Annotated in this window: 14 protein-coding genes; 7 read left to right on the forward strand and 7 right to left on the reverse strand. The window is 68.6% G+C overall.

Annotated features, from left to right (window positions below):
* Window positions 1-27: 27 nt before the first annotated feature.
* The 3 genes from OHA77_RS10165 to hutI all read right to left on the reverse strand — a co-directional run bounded on the left by OHA77_RS10165 (window position 28) and on the right by hutI (window position 3,208).
* Window positions 28-912: a helix-hairpin-helix domain-containing protein gene (locus OHA77_RS10165; protein ID WP_406317655.1), complete on the reverse strand. Its 885-nt coding sequence runs from the start codon at window positions 910-912 to the stop codon at window positions 28-30.
* 99 nt (window positions 913-1,011) lie between these two features.
* The gene (locus tag OHA77_RS10170) at window positions 1,012-1,893 is read right to left on the reverse strand and encodes a DegV family protein (protein ID WP_406317656.1); all 882 of its coding nucleotides are present in this window, start codon (window positions 1,891-1,893) and stop codon (window positions 1,012-1,014) included.
* Between the two features lie 106 nt (window positions 1,894-1,999).
* Window positions 2,000-3,208, reverse strand: a complete 1,209-nt coding sequence (gene hutI / locus OHA77_RS10175; RefSeq protein ID WP_326820878.1) for an imidazolonepropionase — start codon at window positions 3,206-3,208, stop codon at window positions 2,000-2,002.
* 875 nt (window positions 3,209-4,083) lie between these two features.
* Between hutI and OHA77_RS10180 the strand changes: the two genes are divergently transcribed.
* Genes OHA77_RS10180 through OHA77_RS10205 form a run of 6 tightly spaced genes read left to right on the forward strand, consistent with a single transcriptional unit; the run spans window position 4,084 to window position 9,978 of the window.
* Window positions 4,084-4,947, forward strand: a complete 864-nt coding sequence (locus OHA77_RS10180) for an STAS domain-containing protein (protein WP_406317657.1) — start codon at window positions 4,084-4,086, stop codon at window positions 4,945-4,947.
* Window positions 4,947-5,327 carry an STAS domain-containing protein gene (locus tag OHA77_RS10185; protein WP_406317659.1) on the forward strand — a complete coding sequence of 127 codons (381 nt, stop codon included), beginning with the start codon at window positions 4,947-4,949 and terminating at the stop codon, window positions 5,325-5,327. The genes OHA77_RS10180 and OHA77_RS10185 overlap by 1 nt, the downstream gene beginning before the upstream one ends.
* Window positions 5,324-5,725, forward strand: coding sequence for an anti-sigma regulatory factor (locus OHA77_RS10190; RefSeq protein ID WP_406317660.1), 402 nt, complete (start codon window positions 5,324-5,326; stop codon window positions 5,723-5,725). The genes OHA77_RS10185 and OHA77_RS10190 overlap by 4 nt, the downstream gene beginning before the upstream one ends.
* Window positions 5,713-6,723, forward strand: a complete 1,011-nt coding sequence (locus OHA77_RS10195; protein ID WP_406317662.1) for an ATP-binding protein — start codon at window positions 5,713-5,715, stop codon at window positions 6,721-6,723. Before OHA77_RS10190 ends, OHA77_RS10195 begins: the two co-directional genes overlap by 13 nt.
* A complete protein-coding gene (locus tag OHA77_RS10200; RefSeq protein WP_406317663.1) occupies window positions 6,693-8,411 on the forward strand; it encodes a hybrid sensor histidine kinase/response regulator in 1,719 nt (572 codons plus the stop codon). Before OHA77_RS10195 ends, OHA77_RS10200 begins: the two co-directional genes overlap by 31 nt.
* A complete protein-coding gene (locus OHA77_RS10205; RefSeq protein WP_406317664.1) occupies window positions 8,404-9,978 on the forward strand; it encodes a SpoIIE family protein phosphatase in 1,575 nt (524 codons plus the stop codon). The genes OHA77_RS10200 and OHA77_RS10205 overlap by 8 nt, the downstream gene beginning before the upstream one ends.
* A gap of 68 nt (window positions 9,979-10,046) precedes the next feature.
* Here OHA77_RS10205 and hflX read toward each other — a convergent pair whose 3' ends face one another.
* The 4 genes from hflX to OHA77_RS10225 all read right to left on the reverse strand — a co-directional run bounded on the left by hflX (window position 10,047) and on the right by OHA77_RS10225 (window position 14,219).
* Window positions 10,047-11,504 carry a GTPase HflX gene (hflX, locus tag OHA77_RS10210; protein WP_406317666.1) on the reverse strand — a complete coding sequence of 486 codons (1,458 nt, stop codon included), beginning with the start codon at window positions 11,502-11,504 and terminating at the stop codon, window positions 10,047-10,049.
* A 106-nt stretch (window positions 11,505-11,610) separates the two neighbouring features.
* Window positions 11,611-12,900 carry an RNA-guided endonuclease InsQ/TnpB family protein gene (locus tag OHA77_RS10215; protein ID WP_406317668.1) on the reverse strand — a complete coding sequence of 430 codons (1,290 nt, stop codon included), beginning with the start codon at window positions 12,898-12,900 and terminating at the stop codon, window positions 11,611-11,613.
* A 6-nt stretch (window positions 12,901-12,906) separates the two neighbouring features.
* On the reverse strand, window positions 12,907-13,320 hold the full coding sequence (gene tnpA / locus OHA77_RS10220) for an IS200/IS605 family transposase (protein ID WP_406319810.1): 414 nt from the start codon (window positions 13,318-13,320) through the stop codon (window positions 12,907-12,909).
* A 209-nt stretch (window positions 13,321-13,529) separates the two neighbouring features.
* Window positions 13,530-14,219, reverse strand: a complete 690-nt coding sequence (locus tag OHA77_RS10225) for a DUF4097 family beta strand repeat-containing protein (protein WP_406317670.1) — start codon at window positions 14,217-14,219, stop codon at window positions 13,530-13,532.
* A gap of 230 nt (window positions 14,220-14,449) precedes the next feature.
* Between OHA77_RS10225 and aceB the strand changes: the two genes are divergently transcribed.
* Window positions 14,450-16,036, forward strand: a complete 1,587-nt coding sequence (gene aceB / locus OHA77_RS10230) for a malate synthase A (RefSeq protein ID WP_406317671.1) — start codon at window positions 14,450-14,452, stop codon at window positions 16,034-16,036.
* Window positions 16,037-16,107: the final 71 nt, after the last annotated feature.

A 16,107-nucleotide genomic window follows, 5' to 3' on the forward strand; every position in this document is an offset into this window, starting at 1 on the left:
CCGACGGCGGCCCTCGAAAGCACCACATCAGACGTGAACCCTGTCCTTCATCTCGGCGTACTTCCGCTCGCCGATACCGCTGACCTCACGGAGCTGCTCGACGGTGCGGAAACCGCCGTGGCCGTCGCGGTATTCGACGATGCGGCGAGCGAGCACCTCACCGACGCCCGGCAGCTGTTCGAGCTGCTGCGGGGTGGCGGTATTGAGATCGAGGACGACCGCGGCGGGGTCGGCCGTGACGGGTGCCGCCACGGGCCCGGGGGCGCCCACGACGATCTGCTCGCCGTCGACGAGCCTGCGGGCGAGGTTGAGAGGACCGGCGGCAGCCCTCTTGCGGAGCCCTCCGGCGGCCTGAATCGCATCGGTGACCCGGGAACCGGCGGGCAGGGTCAGCACCCCGGGCCGGTGGACCTTTCCGGTGACATGGATGGTGACCTCGGCGCCGCCGACGGACCGTGGGGAACCGGACTGCGGAGGACCGGGCTGTGGGGAAAGAGCGGAGGCCGATACCGGGAGCGGAGAGCCGGAGACGAGTGGAGGCGGGGCGAGAGGCTCGGGCTCAGGCTGGGCTCGCCAGGCGTAGACGCCGCCGGCGACGACCGCGATGAGGGCGATGACAAGGAGCAGGCGCATTCCCGGGCGGCCGGGGGCGAGCGCGGTGCCCTGAGTGGCGACGACCGCGCGGAGAGCTTCGAAGGACGGCGGAACGGGTGCGGAGCGCATCCATGCCGCCGGACCGTCGGACCCGACCGGGCCATCAGGCCGGATGGATCCATCAGGGTGGGCGGGGCCGACCCGATGGGCCGGACGTCGAGGGAGGTCCGGCACGGCTGTGGGGGCGTCGGCCGCCGTCAGCACCCGCAGCCGTGACTCGGCCCGGAAGCGCTCGGTGGCCTGATCTGTGGTCCGCACGTCCAGGACGCTATGGCGGCGTCGGCGCCTGGTTACCGACCGAGTCCGGCTCTGTGGACAACCTGTCCGAGCATGCGGTGAAGCTGTGGACAGGCCACGTCAGGCCGTCGGAACGTCAAGATAAGTCAGCGAGCCGGACGGAGGGGAGACCGTCAGGCCGAGCATGCCGGGGCCGACGTGCGCACCGATGACCGCGCCGACCTCGACCACGGTGACCTCGCCGAGTCCGGGGAGACGCCGGGGCAGACGTGCGGCCAGTGCCTCGGCACGGGATCGGGCGGCGAGATGCTGGACGGCGATGTTCACCTGGCCGGTCCCGGCGGCCTGGACGGCGAGGTCCTCAAGGCGGGCGATGGCCCGGGCGGAGGTGCGGACCTTCTCCAGAGGGACGATCACCCCATCCGCTATGTGCAGCAGCGGTTTGATCATCAAGGCGGATCCGAGCAGGGTCGCCGCCGCCCCGATACGGCCTCCCCTGCGCAGGTACTCCAGGGTGTCCACGTAGAAGAAGCTGCGGCTGGAGCGGATGCACCGGCGGGCGGCATCGGTCACCTCGGCCGGAGTCGCGCCTCTCGCCGCGGCTTCGGCCGCGGCGAGAACGGGAAATCCCAGGCCCATGGAGATCGATCTGCTGTCGATGACCTCGACCGGGATCAGCGCGTCCTCGGCTCCGACTCGGGCTGCCTCGACCGTTCCCGACATCTCTCCCGACAGGTGGATGGAGACGACGGCGACCGCTCCCCGCGCCGCCGCCTCGTCGTAGGCGTCCGCGAAGCGCTGGGGAGCGGGCCGGGAGGTCGTCACCGGAGCCCACTCCCTGAGCGCGTCGTTCATCCCCACGCCGTCGATCTCCACCACGTCGTCGAGCGCCCGGCCGCCCACCACGACCTGGAGCGGCACCACGGTGATCCCCAGGCGGACGACCTCGTCCCGGGGAAGATACGCGGTGGAGTCCGTGACGACGGCGACCGATGGCGACATGTATAGAGATTACCCAGAAGGTGCCGCCTGACCAGGGCCGGAACGATCTCCGGCCGCTCTCCGTGCGACATGCCGCCCGGCAGCGCCGCCTCGCTGGAGAGGCGCTCTACTGGACGGGAGTGCCGCCACGCCAGACGCGGCGGGGCTTGAGACCGAAGGCCCAGGCGAAGGCACCTTCGTGGTCGGCGTCCCACTGGACGATGTCGGCCAGGCGGCCGGGGGCGAGGACGCCGCGGTCGGGGACGCCGAGGACGGTGGCTCCGCCGAGGGTGGCGGCACGGAGCGCGTCATTGACGCTCATGCCGAAGGCGGCTACGGCGAGGCTGATGACCAGGGACATCGAGGTGATCCCGCAATGTCCGGGGTTGTGGTCACTGCCGAGGGCGATCGTGACGCCCTGAGCCATCATCCGGCGGACCGGGGGCAGGCTGCCGCGCTGGAGGGCCGTTCCCGGGCAGACCACCGCGGGGACGCCGTAGCGGGCCAGGACCGAGATGTCCTCGTCGGAGGTGTGGTGGAGCAGGTCGGCGGAGGCGCAGCCGAGCTCGGCTGCGAGCTGTACGGCGCCGCGACGGCTGTAGGCACCGGCGTGCACCCGGGGCAGCAGGCCGACGTTGCGGCCGGAGGCGAGCACCCAACGGGCCTCGTCGGTGGTGAAGTGGCCTTCGTCGCAGTAGACGTCGACGCTGTCGGCGCCGGCGGCGGCCGCGTCGGCGCACCAAGCGCCCACGGCCTCGACGTAGTCACGCTGGCGGCCGAAGTATTCCGGCGGGACGACGTGCGCGGCCATGAAGGTGACGTGCACGCGCGGCATCATCGGCTCTTTTTCGAGCTCGCGCAGGAGCCGTACGTCGGCCAGCTCGCCGTCTCTGGTGAGGTGGTAGCCGGTCTTGGCCTCCACAGTGGTGGTGCCGCCGAGCAGCCAGTCACGCAGGCGCTCGCGGACGCCGTTGCACAGGGTCCACGGGTCGGTGCCCCGGGTCACCGTGACGGTGGAGCCGATGCCGCCACCGGCCGCGGTGATCGCGGACGGCGTGGAGCCCCCGGAGCGCATCGCCATCTCGGCGTAACGGTTGCCCGCGTAGACCGGATGGGTGTGGGCGTCGATCAGACCGGGTGTGACCAGCGCGCCGCCCAGGTTCTCGACGTGGTCGACATCGACGATGTCGTCCACCACGCCGGGCACGCTCTGGGGCAGGTCGGCGGCGCGGCCGACCCAGGCGATCCGGTCGTTGTGGACCAGGATCGCGGCGTTGCTGCACACGTCGTTACCGGTCCAGAGCCGGCCGATGTTGGTCAGAAGGCGGACTGTCATCGCATCACCGCCTTGTGCGCAGGTAAAGACATCGGAAGGGAGACCGCTTCCGGACACGATGAACGAGCCCAGCCGTTGCCGGACTCCATGCCCACCGGGTCCGCTGTGAGTCCGGACGACATTGGGGGGTCTCCTGCTCTCATCCGCGTGTTCGTGGTGCGGCGACAGTATCGCCGGGATCATGATCAGGCGATTTCAGTTCAGTTACGTTATTTCACAAGCGAGCTCGCTGTACAGGCTAATTGGGAAGAACGCCGCTCCGCCCTAACCACCTCTGGCGCACCGACTGGATGGCCGCCCTGGACCCCGAGCGTGTTCGGGCAGCTCAAGGCCCTATTTTCCCGCCTGCAACAGCAGCCTCCGAGACAACTTGCACCCTAACATCTCGGTAGATTTGCCTTATGGTAGCAACCCAAACCCTGGCCGACCACTGTCACCTTTAAGGCTTTTGTCGGTTTTCCTGCATTGCCAGTGCAGCCCACGAATCCCTTTCAGGGCAAGCCCGTCCATTGAAAGGAGTCACAGAATCTGCCTAGCCTGTAACCAGGACGCCTCGTCGCCCGACACAGGAGGACTGCCCGATCTTCGACGGTCTTCCCGGCACCGAGCGGCCGGCGGAAGCGCACGGCGCGGCCGGAGTCCGACGTCCCGCCCGAACGGACGGACGGTTCCCGGAGAGAGAGGCGGAGGCCACCTCGCCCCGTGCCGGGAGAGGCCTCCGGAGGAAGGCCGAATCCCCTGAACCGCACGCGAAGCCGGGGCTGTCGGATTCACCGGTGGAGGCCGTCTAGCAACCTGCGAAATAGGCTCTAAGCAGGACGTTTGGTGTAATCTTTCGTGCGAGCTGTACACAGGTCACACATATGGGAGTTGCCTTGTCCGTCCACGCGGATGCCGGTCGGCATCGCATCGAAGTACTCCTCCGGGAGAACGAGGAACCCATCTTCAAGCGATGGCTGGAGATCGCCGGTTCCTCCACGAGCGGCCAGGTGGACCGTGTCGACATGGTCGGACAGCTCCGCGAGATCTACCAGGCGCTCCGCCGATCGCTCAGCGACTCCAGCGACTCCAGCGATCTGCGCGGCTTGCTCGCCGAACTGTCCCGGACCCGTGCCCGCCGGGGATTCACGCCGACCGAGACCGCCGTCGTGGTGTTCGGGCTCAAGGAGTCGCTGTACGAAATCGTGGAGAACGACGGCTCCCCCGAGGCACTGCGAGGTTTCATCTGGTTCTCCCAGCTCGTCGACGAGCTCGGGCTCTTCACGATGGAGACCTACGCCACCGCCAGGGAAAAGGTCATCATCGACCAGGCCGAGCAGCTCCTGGAGCTCTCCACCCCGGTGGTCAAGCTCTGGGAGGGCATCGTCGCGGTGCCGCTGGTCGGCACGCTCGACTCGGCCAGGACCCAGGTGGTGATGGAGAAACTGCTGCAGACACTGGTGGACACCGGTTCCGAGCATGCGGTCATCGACATCACCGGTGTGCCCGCGGTGGACACCCAGGTCGCCCAGCACCTGCTCAAGACAGTGGTGGCGGCGCGGCTGATGGGCGCGGAATGCGTGATCTCCGGGATCCGCCCGCAGATCGCCCACACCATCGTCACCCTCGGAATCGAGTTCGGCGACATCGTGACCAAGGCCTCGCTCGCCGACGCGCTCGCGCACGCGCTCCGGCAGAGCGGCGTCGAGTTCGTCAAGAACAGAGCGACCCGCATCGCCGTACGGACCGTGGAGGGCTGATGGATCGCGTACCCGTCCTCAAGCTCGGAGACATCCTCATCGTCTCCATCCAGATCGACCTGCAGGACCAGAGCGTGCTCGCGCTCCAGGAGGATCTGGCAGACCGGGTGGTCGCGACCGGTGCCCGGGGTGTGATCATCGACATCACGGCCGTGGAGATCGTCGACTCGTTCATCGGCCGCATGCTGGCCACCATCGCCGCGATCTCCCGCATGCTCGACGCCGAGACCGTCGTCGTCGGCATGCGGCCGGCGGTGGCGATCACGCTTGTGGAGCTGGGTCTCTCGCTCGGTGGTGTGCGCACCGCCCTCAACCTCGAAAAGGGCGTCGTTCTGCTGAACCACCTCGAAGGCGCGCAGATCGTCACGGCCGCCCGGTGACGACCTCCACCGAACTGCCCATCAAGACCAACGGCGACGTCGTCCTGGTGCGCCAGCACGTCAGAACCGCCGCCGTCAACGTCGGGCTCTCTCTGGTCGACCAGACGAAGGTGGTGACCGCCGCCAGCGAACTGGCCCGTAACGCACTGGTCTACGCGGGCGGGGGGCAGGTGCTGATCGAGATCGTGCACACCGGTCTCCGGCAGGGCCTGCGGCTGGCGTTCAGCGACAACGGGCCCGGCATCCCCGACATCCAGCAGGCACTCGTCGACGGCTGGACCACCGGTGGCGGCCTCGGCCTCGGGCTCAGCGGCTCCCGCCGCCTGGTCGACGAGTTCGACCTGCAGTCGGCTCCCGGCGAGGGGACGCTGGTCACGGTGACGAAATGGGCAAGGTGATCCGCTCTCAGGACGACAACTGGGTAAGGGCCGAGGACGCCAGTGCGATCGGCGCCCTCCGCCGTGCCGCCGTCACGCTCGCCGAGGAACGGGGATTCGACGAGGAGGACGCCGGCCGGGTGGCCGTCGCGGTGAGCGAGGCCGCGTCGAACATGGTGAAACACGCCGTCGAGGGCGTCATGCTGGTCCGGCCGCATCCCGAACTGGACTCGGCGGTCGAGGTCATCGCAATCGACCGGGGTCCCGGCATGCGCGACGTCTCCCGCGCCCTGCGCGACGGCTACTCCACGACGGGCACGCTCGGCATCGGCCTCGGCGGCATCGCACGGATGACGAGCGGATACGAGGTTCACTCCATGCCCGGCCGGGGAACCGTGCTCGACATGTACTTCACCGCACGCGACGCCCCGCACCCCGCGTCGCGGCTGAGCGGCCTGACCCGCCCGATCGGCGAGGAGGTCGTCTGCGGCGACGCGTTCGCGAGCACCGACGACGGCACCACGACGAACGTGATGCTCTGTGACGGCCTCGGCCATGGCAGCGCGGCCGCGTACGCCTCGCAGGAGGCGTCACGCCTGTTCCTTGAGCACATGGACCTCGGCCCCGTCGCCGTCCTGGAACGGATCCATCGCGGCCTCGGCACGACGCGGGGGGGCGCCGTCGCCGTGGCCCGCATCGACCGGACGGCGGGCACGGTGAGCTTCGCCGGTCTGGGCAACGTCTCGGCGTGGATCACGCACCCCGAAGGGCGTCAGGGGATGATCTCGGTGCCGGGCATAGCCGGTTACGCGGCCCGCACGTTGCGCCAGTACGAATACAACGCACCGCCGGACAGCGTGATCGTTCTCCACTCCGACGGGCTGTCGGACCGCTGGGACATCACCTCCTATCCTGGCCTCGTCGCGCGGACCCCCTCCGTCGTCGCCGCCACGCTGCTGCGCGACGCGGGAACCCGCAGGGACGACGCGTGCGTGGTCGCCCTGAGGCCATGGACATGACAGGCGCCATGACCGGAGACGAGCTGATTCGGATCCGCGTCCAGCACGACCAGGACGTGTTCGCCATGCGCAAGCTGGGCCGCGAGGTCGCCGAGGCGGTCGGGCTGGAGTCCCAGGATCAGATCCGGGTGGCCACGGCGCTGAGTGAGATCGGGCGGGAGGTTCTCGGCGAGGGCGTCGACGCGACCGCCGTCTTCCTGCTCGGGCAGGACAGCCTGATCATCACCATCGCCATGCCGGCGGTGGCCGGCTTCCATCCGGGCGACGGCGTGACGCTGGCGAGACTTCTCGTCGACACGATCGAGCTTGACCTCGCCAGAGGACGGATACACATGGTCAAACGGCTCCCGCCCAGTGCCTTCCGGCCCCCTCTGGAAGAGATCCGCGCCAGACTCGCCAAGCTGACCCCCGCCACCGCTCTTGAGGAACTGCGTCAGCAGAACCACGAGCTCGCCGCCACACTGGAGGAGGTCCTGCAGCTCAACACCGAACTGCAGGAGACCAACCAGGGGGTGCTCGCCCTGTACAACCAGCTCTCGGAAGAGCTGGAGGAGACCAACAGGGGTGTCGTGGCGCTGTACGCGGAGCTGGACGAGAAATCCGCGCAGCTCCGGGAGTCCAGCCTCGCCAAGGACCGGTTCTGGGCGACGGTCAGCCACGAGCTGCGCACCCCGCTCAACTCGATCATCGGTCTGGTCCGCCTCCTGGTGGGTCCCGGCGGCGACCCCCTGGCAGAGGAGCAACACCACCAGATCCAGCTCATCGGCTCCTCGGCGGAGACCCTCCTGTCGCTGGTGAGCGAGTTGCTCGACATGGCCAAGGCCGAAGCGGGACGGCTCGACCCGCAGCCGTCCACGGTGGATCTGTTCGCGTTGGCCGAACGGCTGCGCATGACGCTGCACCCCACCAGCGGCACCGACCGGGTCACACTCTCGGTGGAGGTCGCGGACAGCGCGGCGGAGGTGTTCGTGGACGAGGTGATGCTCACCCGGATCCTGCGCAACCTGCTCTCCAACGGGCTGAAGTTCACCGAGACGGGCGAGGTCAGGCTTGAGGTGAACCTCGACACCACCACCCACGAGATCGTCTTCACGGTGACCGACACCGGGATCGGTGTCCCCGAGGAGCATCTGGAGCGCGTCTTCGAGGAGTTCTACCAGGTTCCGGGCCCCATCCAGGCCCGGGCGAAGGGCACCGGGCTCGGGCTGCCGTACGCCCGTCGGCTCGCCGAGGCACTGGGAGGCACACTCCAGCTGGCCAGCACGGGCGAGGCGGGAACCACGGTGACCCTGCGGCTGCCGCACCGCGAGGACGGCGCACCGGTGGTCGGCCGGGTGCTCGTCGCGGACGACGACGACGACTTCCGCGCCGCCGTCCGACGGATGCTCACCGGTTTCGCCGTCCATGTCGACGAGGCACCCGACGGACTGGTCGCGCTGCAGATGATGGCGGAGAACCCCCCGGACCTCGCGCTGGTGGACCTGCTGATGCCCCGGCTCGACGGGGCCGCCCTGATCCACCGGATGGCCAGGGACGAGCGGCTGCGCGAGGTGCCCGTGGTCGTGGTGACCGTGGCGACGTCCAGTCACTACCCGCAGGAAGTCAGCACCGTGATCTCCAAGCACGGGCTGCGCAGGGAGAGCCTCCTGGAGGCCGTACGGAACGTGCTGGGCCACAACGATGGATGAGACGTCGGCGACTGTGCTGGTCGTGGACGACACCCCGACCAAGCTCTACATCCTGTCCAGCTGGCTACGGCGATCAGGGCATCAGGTGGTGCAGGCCACCGGCGGCCTGGAGGCACTCGTCAAGGTCAAAGAGCTCCGGCCGGACCTGGTCGTCCTCGACGTACGGTTGCCCGACATCAGCGGCTACGAGGTCTGCGAGCAGATCAAGGCGGACCCGTCGACCTCCTCGATACCGGTCATTCAGATCTCCGGAGCGGCGATCACCCCTGCGGACCGGGCTCAGGGGCTTGAGCGCGGCGCCGACGCCTACCTGGCCGAGCCGGTCGAGCCGGACGAGTTCGCGGCGACGGTCGAGGCCACGCTGCGCTATTACCGCGCCCGGCAGCGGGCGGAGCGGATGGCCGAGCGGCTGGCGGCCCTCACCGAGGTCACCCTCGCGATGAACTCCGCCGACACCTTCGACGAGCTCCTCACCACGGCCGTCGAGGGCGCGACCCGGATCCTGGGCAGGCGGGCGGGTGCGCTCGCGCTCCCACCGGACGGCCGGATCCGCAGGTTCACCGCCAGACCTCCGGAGAACACCGCCGTCCCCAGGCCCGCGGCCCCGAACACCCTGCTCACCCTGGGTGCGATGTCCCTGGGGAAGGCGGCGGGGACGGAGGTCTTCACCGTCCCCGCCGCCGACTGGGTGCGGCTGCTGCCCGACGCCGACCTTCGGAGCGACGTCTCGGGCGTCATCTGCCGCACCAAGGTCGGCCGACCGGCCGTCTACCTCGGAACGGAGACCGTCCCTCCTCTCGACGGGGACGAGCTCAACATCCTGCGCCAGCTCGGCCAGGCCCTGGCCCTGGCGGTGGACGCCCTGCGCGCCTACGCCGAGGAGCACGCGATCGCTCTCACCCTGCAGCGGAGTCTCCTGCCCGCGCGGATTCCGGAGACGCCCGGCCTCGTGATCAGCTGGCGGTACCAGCCGGCCATCGACAATATCGAGGTCGGCGGGGACTTCTACGAGGTGCTGCGACTGGGAGACCGGGTGCTCATCGCCATCGGCGACGTCCAGGGGCACTCCCTGCTCGCCGCGACGGTCATGGCGGAGATCCGCCACGCGCTGCGCGCCTCCCTGATCGGCACGGTCGATCTGGGGGTGTCCATGGCTCTGCTCAACGACGTGCTGCGGCGCTATCACCCCGGCATGACCGCCACCGTATGCCTGGTCCTCCTCAACCCGGAGACCGGGGAGATGGAGGTCGCCAACGCGGGTCACATCCCTCTTCTGCTCATCGGCGGCGGGGAGCCCCGCTACCACCGACTGGGCAACCTGCTGCTGGGCGTGGCCGAGGAGACCTACCGGGTCGACCGGCTGACCCTCCCGGAGGGAGGGGCGGTGCTGATGTTCACCGACGGGCTCATCGAGGACCGCGACAAGCTGCTCGACGAGAGCCTGGAGGTCGTGCGGCAACTGGCGGAGGTCGTGGAGTCCGACCTCGAGATCTTCTGCGACCGGCTCATCGAACAGTTCGGCGCCCGGGAGGACGACGTGGCGCTCGTGGCCTTCCGCCGCGTGTAGGCCGCACCCCGCCGTACCTTCCCCCGAAGGGGAGCGTCGTACGGCGAGGCGGGCCGCGACGACCGTCGTCAGACGGTCTCGACCGGCTTGGCGGTCTTCTCCAGTTCGGCGAAGAGCCCGGGCAGGACCCTGGCGTGCAGGATCGTGCCGTCCCCGGTGTGCTCGACGCCCAGGACCTCGCCCTCCTTGTGCGCCCGGGAGATCAGGTCGCCGCGCTGGTACGGCACGAGCAGCCGGACCTCCTGGTCGAAGCGGGGCAGTTCGCGCTCGATGACGGCCATCAACTCGTCGATCCCGGCGCCGGTACGGGCCGAGACCACGACGGTGTGCTTCTCGCGCGCGGTCAACTGGGCCAGCACCACCGGGTCGGCGGCGTCGGACTTGTTGATGACCACGATCTCCGGGATGTTCCGGGCGTCCTCGATGTCGGAGACGACCTCTCGCACGGCGGCGAGCTGCGACTCCGGGTCGGGGTGCGAGCCGTCGACCACGTGCAGGATCAGGTCGGCGTCGCCGACCTCCTCCAGCGTGGAGCGGAAGGCCTCGACGAGCTGGTGCGGCAGATGCCGGACGAATCCGACGGTGTCGGCCAGGGTGAACAACCGGCCGTCGGGCGTGTGGGCTCTGCGGACGGTGGGGTCCAGCGTGGCGAACAGGGCGTCCTCGACCAGCACGCCGGCGCCGGTCAGCCGGTTCAGCAACGAGGACTTGCCCGCGTTGGTGTAACCGGCGATGGCCACGGCCGGGACCTCGCGCTCCAGCCGCCGCGACCGCTTGGTCTCGCGCGCGGTGGTCATCTCGACGATCTGGCGGCGCAGCTTGGCCATCCGCTCACGGATCCGGCGGCGGTCCAACTCGATCTTGGTCTCACCGGGGCCGCGACCGCCCATGCCGACGCCGCCCGCGGCGCGTCCGCCGACCTGCCGGGACAGGTTGCCACCCCAGCCGCGGAGGCGCGGCAGCAGGTAGTTGAGCTGGGCGAGCTCCACCTGTGCCTTGCCCTCGCGGCTCTTCGCGTGCTGGGCGAAGATGTCGAGGATCAGCATGGTCCGGTCGATGACCTTGACCTTGACGACCTCTTCGAGCTGACGGAGCTGGCCGGGGCTCAGCTCACCGTCGCACACGACGGTGTCGGCGCCGGTGGCGGAGACGATGTCGGCGAGCTCCTGGGCCTTGCCCGAACCGATGTAGGTGGCCGTGTCGGGCTTCTGGCGGCGCTGGATCACACCTTCCAGCACCTCCGAACCGGCGGTCTCGGCGAGAAGCTTCAGTTCGAGCAGTGAGTTTTCGGCGTCGGTCGCCGTACCCGAGGTCCAGACGCCGACCAGGACGACCCGCTCAAGTCGCAGCTGGCGGTATTCGACCTCGGTGACGTCCTCAAGCTCTGTGGAGAGTCCCACGACCCGGCGCAGCGCCTGGCGTTCGGCCAGATCCATCTCACCGATCTCGGGCAGGTCGTCGAACTGGTCGATGTCCAGCGGCTCACGAGTGTCTATGTCGTTGCTCCATTCAGATGCGTGGTTCATATGCGTCCTCTCTAAAGAGTGGAACGCCTGAACCCCTCGGGTCTCTTCCCTCAGATGGTGCCATGGGAACGCCCGCGTCTCATCTGGTTTTGAAGCGCTCCCACGGCTAGAGCCGGGGGATTCCAGCCAGCCCGGACGCCGCTGTTGCGGTGGCCTGCGCTGCTGTTGCTTGGCGGTTGACCTTCCGGCCCACACGGTTGCGTGGTTTGCGCGCCCCAGTTCGCACACCCGGCCTGGGCTGCGCGAACTCCGCCCTCCCGGCGGTGAGTACGTTCTTGGCGGCGTTCACGTCGGCGTGCTCGACGTGTTCGCAAGAGGTGCACCGGAAGACCGCTTGGCTCTCGCGGGACTTCCGATCCACCACCTTGCACACGTTGCACGTCTGACTCGTGTACGCCGGATTGACAGTGATCACATGGGTGCCCGTATACCGGGCCCTACTCCGGGTAGCCAGCTCGATCCGATACCAGCCCTTGTCCACGATGGACCGGTTCAGCCCGGCCTTGGCGGCGGCCCCGTTCGGCACGAACACCCCCGGCCGCTCCGGATCTGGCCGGGGTTCGACGCCGGCGGTCATGTTCTTGATCGTGAGCGCCTCGAACACCACCATCTCAAAACCCGCGGCCAGGGTATGAGCGGTCTTGGCGGCGAAGTCCTCCCGACGCCTGCGGACCGTCCGCGCCAGGTCGGCGACCCGCGCGGCAGCCTTCTTCCGCCGGGCCGAGCCCTTCACGGTCCGGGCGAAGCCTTGCTGAAGCTTCTTGGCATGCTCGACCTCCCGATCACGGGCGAACACCCGATGATGGAAGCGGCCATCGGAGCGGGTCACGACCTTGACCACACCCCGGTCGATCCCCACGGCGCTGCCGGGGTCGGCGTGCCGCTCAGGCGAGGCGACGCCGTCCTCGACGAGAAAGCTGATGTACCAGTGCCCACCGTCCCGGCTGACGGTGGCGTTCTTGACCTTCCCGCCGAGCGGGCGGGTGATCCGGAAGCGGACCCAGCCGAATTTCGGCAGCTTCACTCGCGCCCAGCGCCGGTTGAGCCGCTCGACCGTGATCTTCCCGCCCTCGGGGAACCGGAAGCTCGGCGGGTTGCCGGCCTTCGACTTCCAGCGGACTTTCCACGTGCCGTGCCTGGCACACGCCTGATCCAAATCGATCAACGCCTGCTGCAGACAGTGACCGGGCACCTCGGCCAGCCAGGGGAAGTCATCTTTCGCCTCAGCCACCTGGCGGGCCTGGTCGTGATAACCGATCCACCCACCGCGCCGACGGTAGATCCGGCGCTGTTCCAGCGCGGTGTTCCACACCGACCGGCACGCCCCGCCGATACGTTCGGCGAACTCACCCTGCTCAAGGGTGAAGTCCAGGCGGTACTTACGTCCGGTGAGCATCGGCGATCACCGGTTCTTCCGGTTCTCGACGGAGCACTCGACCGCCTCCAGGGGCACACCACCCACGGTCGCCACGAAGCAGGAGTCCGTCCACACGGTCGACAGCTTCGACTTCAGTACCGGGAATTCCTCGCCAATCAGGCGAGAAATACGGCCTTTAACGGCCTTGACCAACCGGTGGATCCCGAATCGGGGGTCCACCTCGACCAGCAGGCGAACGGGGTCGGCCATGGCATCGAGCTCCACCAGCCACGCCCCCTTCCCCTCGATCACCTCACAGATCACCTGGTCAAGCCGCTCTTCGATCCGACCACCCAGAACCCGCCGCCGACACGTGGGGCACCCCACCACCTGAAACGCGCACCGGAAAGCGATGGTGCCGTTCGTCCGAGCGTCACCATCACCCTGATCAGTATGCAGAAGGAAGCCATCTACCGCTCAAAGATTCGATTACCTTCTCAAGGAGAACGCCCCTCAGGTCAGCGCACGCTCGGCCTGGCGGCCCTCCCGCACTGGGCTTGCCCCACGGCCAAAGCCAGAGGTCCGCGCCCGGCATCTCCGATCGGCCGTTTCAAGCCGGAAGGAGACATCGGCCTCCGGCCGGAACCGTGCCGACCGCTCCCCGCCGTTCAGGAGGGCACGACCTCGACGTCGCCGGAGCCCGTCCGCGCCGAGACGGTGCTGGAGGCGGAGGGATCGTTGGTGACCTTGACGTTCTTGTCACCCGAACCGGTCTCGGCCGCCACGTTGTAGCCGGCCTTCGGCAGCCGCAGCATGATGTCCCCCGAGCCTGTCTCGACCTCGACGTGATCCGGTACGGCGGTGAACCGCACCTCGATGTCACCCGACCCGGCGTCGACGACCAGGCGCTTGGCGCCCAGGCCGTTGGCAGCGATGTCGCCGGAGTCGGCGGCGGCGTTCACCTCGCCGGTCAGCGAGCGCAGCGTGACATCGCCGGAGTCGGCCTTCGTCGTGACCTTGAGACCCTTGGGGACCTCGACCTTGTAGTCGACCGAGCAGTCGGAGCAGTCCTGGCGCAGCGTGAGCGTGCCACCGTCCACGGGATGCTCGGTCTTGGGCCTGTCCTTCTTGTCGCCGCTCCAGTGGATCGTCTCGGTCACCCGGACCCCGGACCGGTCCGACTCGTTGACGACGACGTCCCCGGAGTCGGCGTGCAGGTCCAGCGCCGTCAGCTTGCCGGAGACGTCATAGGAGACGACCTCCTGCCGCCGGTCGCCGAAGTCGAGGTCGACCCGGCAGCCGGAGAGCACGAGGACGGAGCCCAGGAGCGCTCCCCCGACGATCACTTTCTTCTTCATGGCCCAATCCTCGGTTTCCAGGAGGTTCTCCGCCTCCCTCTCGCGGCCCGTTTCCGGCTCCCTCTGCGGAGGGAGCCGACTCAACTGTGACCGAACAGGACTCCCGGCTCATCGGGGAACTCCCCCACTCCGCCCTGAGGGGTACCCCGGTCTTTGACCGGGCAGTGACCATCGAGTAGCGTAAATTCCATAATTCAGAAGCTATTTTCCATAATGTGGAAAGGAAGCCCATGGACGGCGTTGAGATCACCGGCCCCTCTCATGACCGGTTCGACGAGATCCTCACGCCGGAGGCGCTGGCCTTCGTCGCCACCCTTCAGCGCGAGTTCGGCGCCCGGCGCCTTGAGCTGCTGGACGCCCGCCAGGCACGCCAGGCGGAGCTGTCGGCCGGCGGCACTCTGGACTTCCTGCCCGAGACCAGGCACGTGCGCGAGTCGGAGTGGCAGGTCGTTCCGCCCGCACCCGCCCTGGCGGACCGCCGAGTGGAGATCACCGGCCCGGTCGACCGGAAGATGACGATCAACGCACTGAACTCCGGCGCCAAGGTCTGGCTGGCAGACTTCGAGGACGCCAACGCCCCCACCTGGGAGAACACCGTCAACGGCCAGCTCAACCTGCGGAGCGCACTGGACCGGACGATCGACTTCTCCGCCGGGGAGAAGAACTACGCGCTCAAGCACGACGATGAACTCGCCACCATCGTGGTCCGCCCGCGCGGCTGGCACCTGGAGGAGAAGCACCTCACGCTTGACGGCGTCCCGTTCTCCGCCTCTCTCGTCGACTTCGGCCTCTATTTCTTCCACTGCGCGGCCCGTCAGATCGCCAAGGGCAAGGGCCCCTACTTCTATCTGCCGAAGATGGAGTCGCACCTGGAGGCCCGCCTCTGGAACGACGTCTTCGTCAGGGCCCAGGACCTGCTCGGCATCCCGCAGGGCACGATCCGCGCGACCGTCCTGATCGAGACCTATCCGGCCGCGTTCGAGATGGAGGAGATCCTCTACGAGCTCCGCGACCACTCCGCCGGTCTCAACGCCGGCCGCTGGGACTACCTGTTCAGCGTGATCAAGAAGTTCCGCACCCGGGGCCGGGAGTTCCTGCTGCCCGAGCGCAACGCGGTGACCATGACCGCTCCGTTCATGCGCGCCTACACCGAGCTTCTGGTCCGCACCTGCCACAAGCGCGGCGCCCACGCCATCGGCGGCATGGCCGCGTTCATCCCCTCGCGCCGCGACCCCGAGATCAACAAGATCGCCCTGGAGAAGGTCACCGCCGACAAGTCCCGCGAGTCCGGTGACGGCTTCGACGGTTCCTGGGTCGCCCACCCCGATCTGGTCCCGATCTGCCGGGACGTCTTCGACGGCGTTCTCGGAACCCGGCCGAACCAGCTCGACCGGCTGCGCAAGGACGTCTCGGTCTCCGCCGCCGACCTGCTGTCGGTCTCCAAGACACCCGGCGACATCACCGAGGCGGGCCTGCGCAACAACGTGGACGTGGCGCTCCGCTACCTGGCCGCATGGATGGGCGGCCTGGGGGCGGTGGCGATCCACAACCTGATGGAGGACGCCGCCACCGCCGAGATCTCCCGCTCCCAGATCTGGCAGTGGATCCACAACGACATCGAGCTCGCCGACACCGGGACCGTCGTCACGAAGGAGCTCGTCGAGCGGATCATCGACGAGGAGCTCACGAAGATCAAGGCAGAGCCGGGCTACGACGAGGCCCGCTACGCCCAGGCGACCGCCCTGTTCAAGGAGGTCGCCCTGGACGACGACTTCGCGGATTTCCTGACCCTTCCCGCCTACGCGCGGATGCCCTGAGTCCGGGGGCGCGGAGCCCTCGGCGGGACTCCCCGCGCCCATCCTCCCCGGTGGTGAGCGAGAATGCGACA

Source organism: Streptosporangium sp. NBC_01639, assembly GCF_045209755.1.
Lineage (GTDB): Bacteria > Actinomycetota > Actinomycetes > Streptosporangiales > Streptosporangiaceae > Streptosporangium.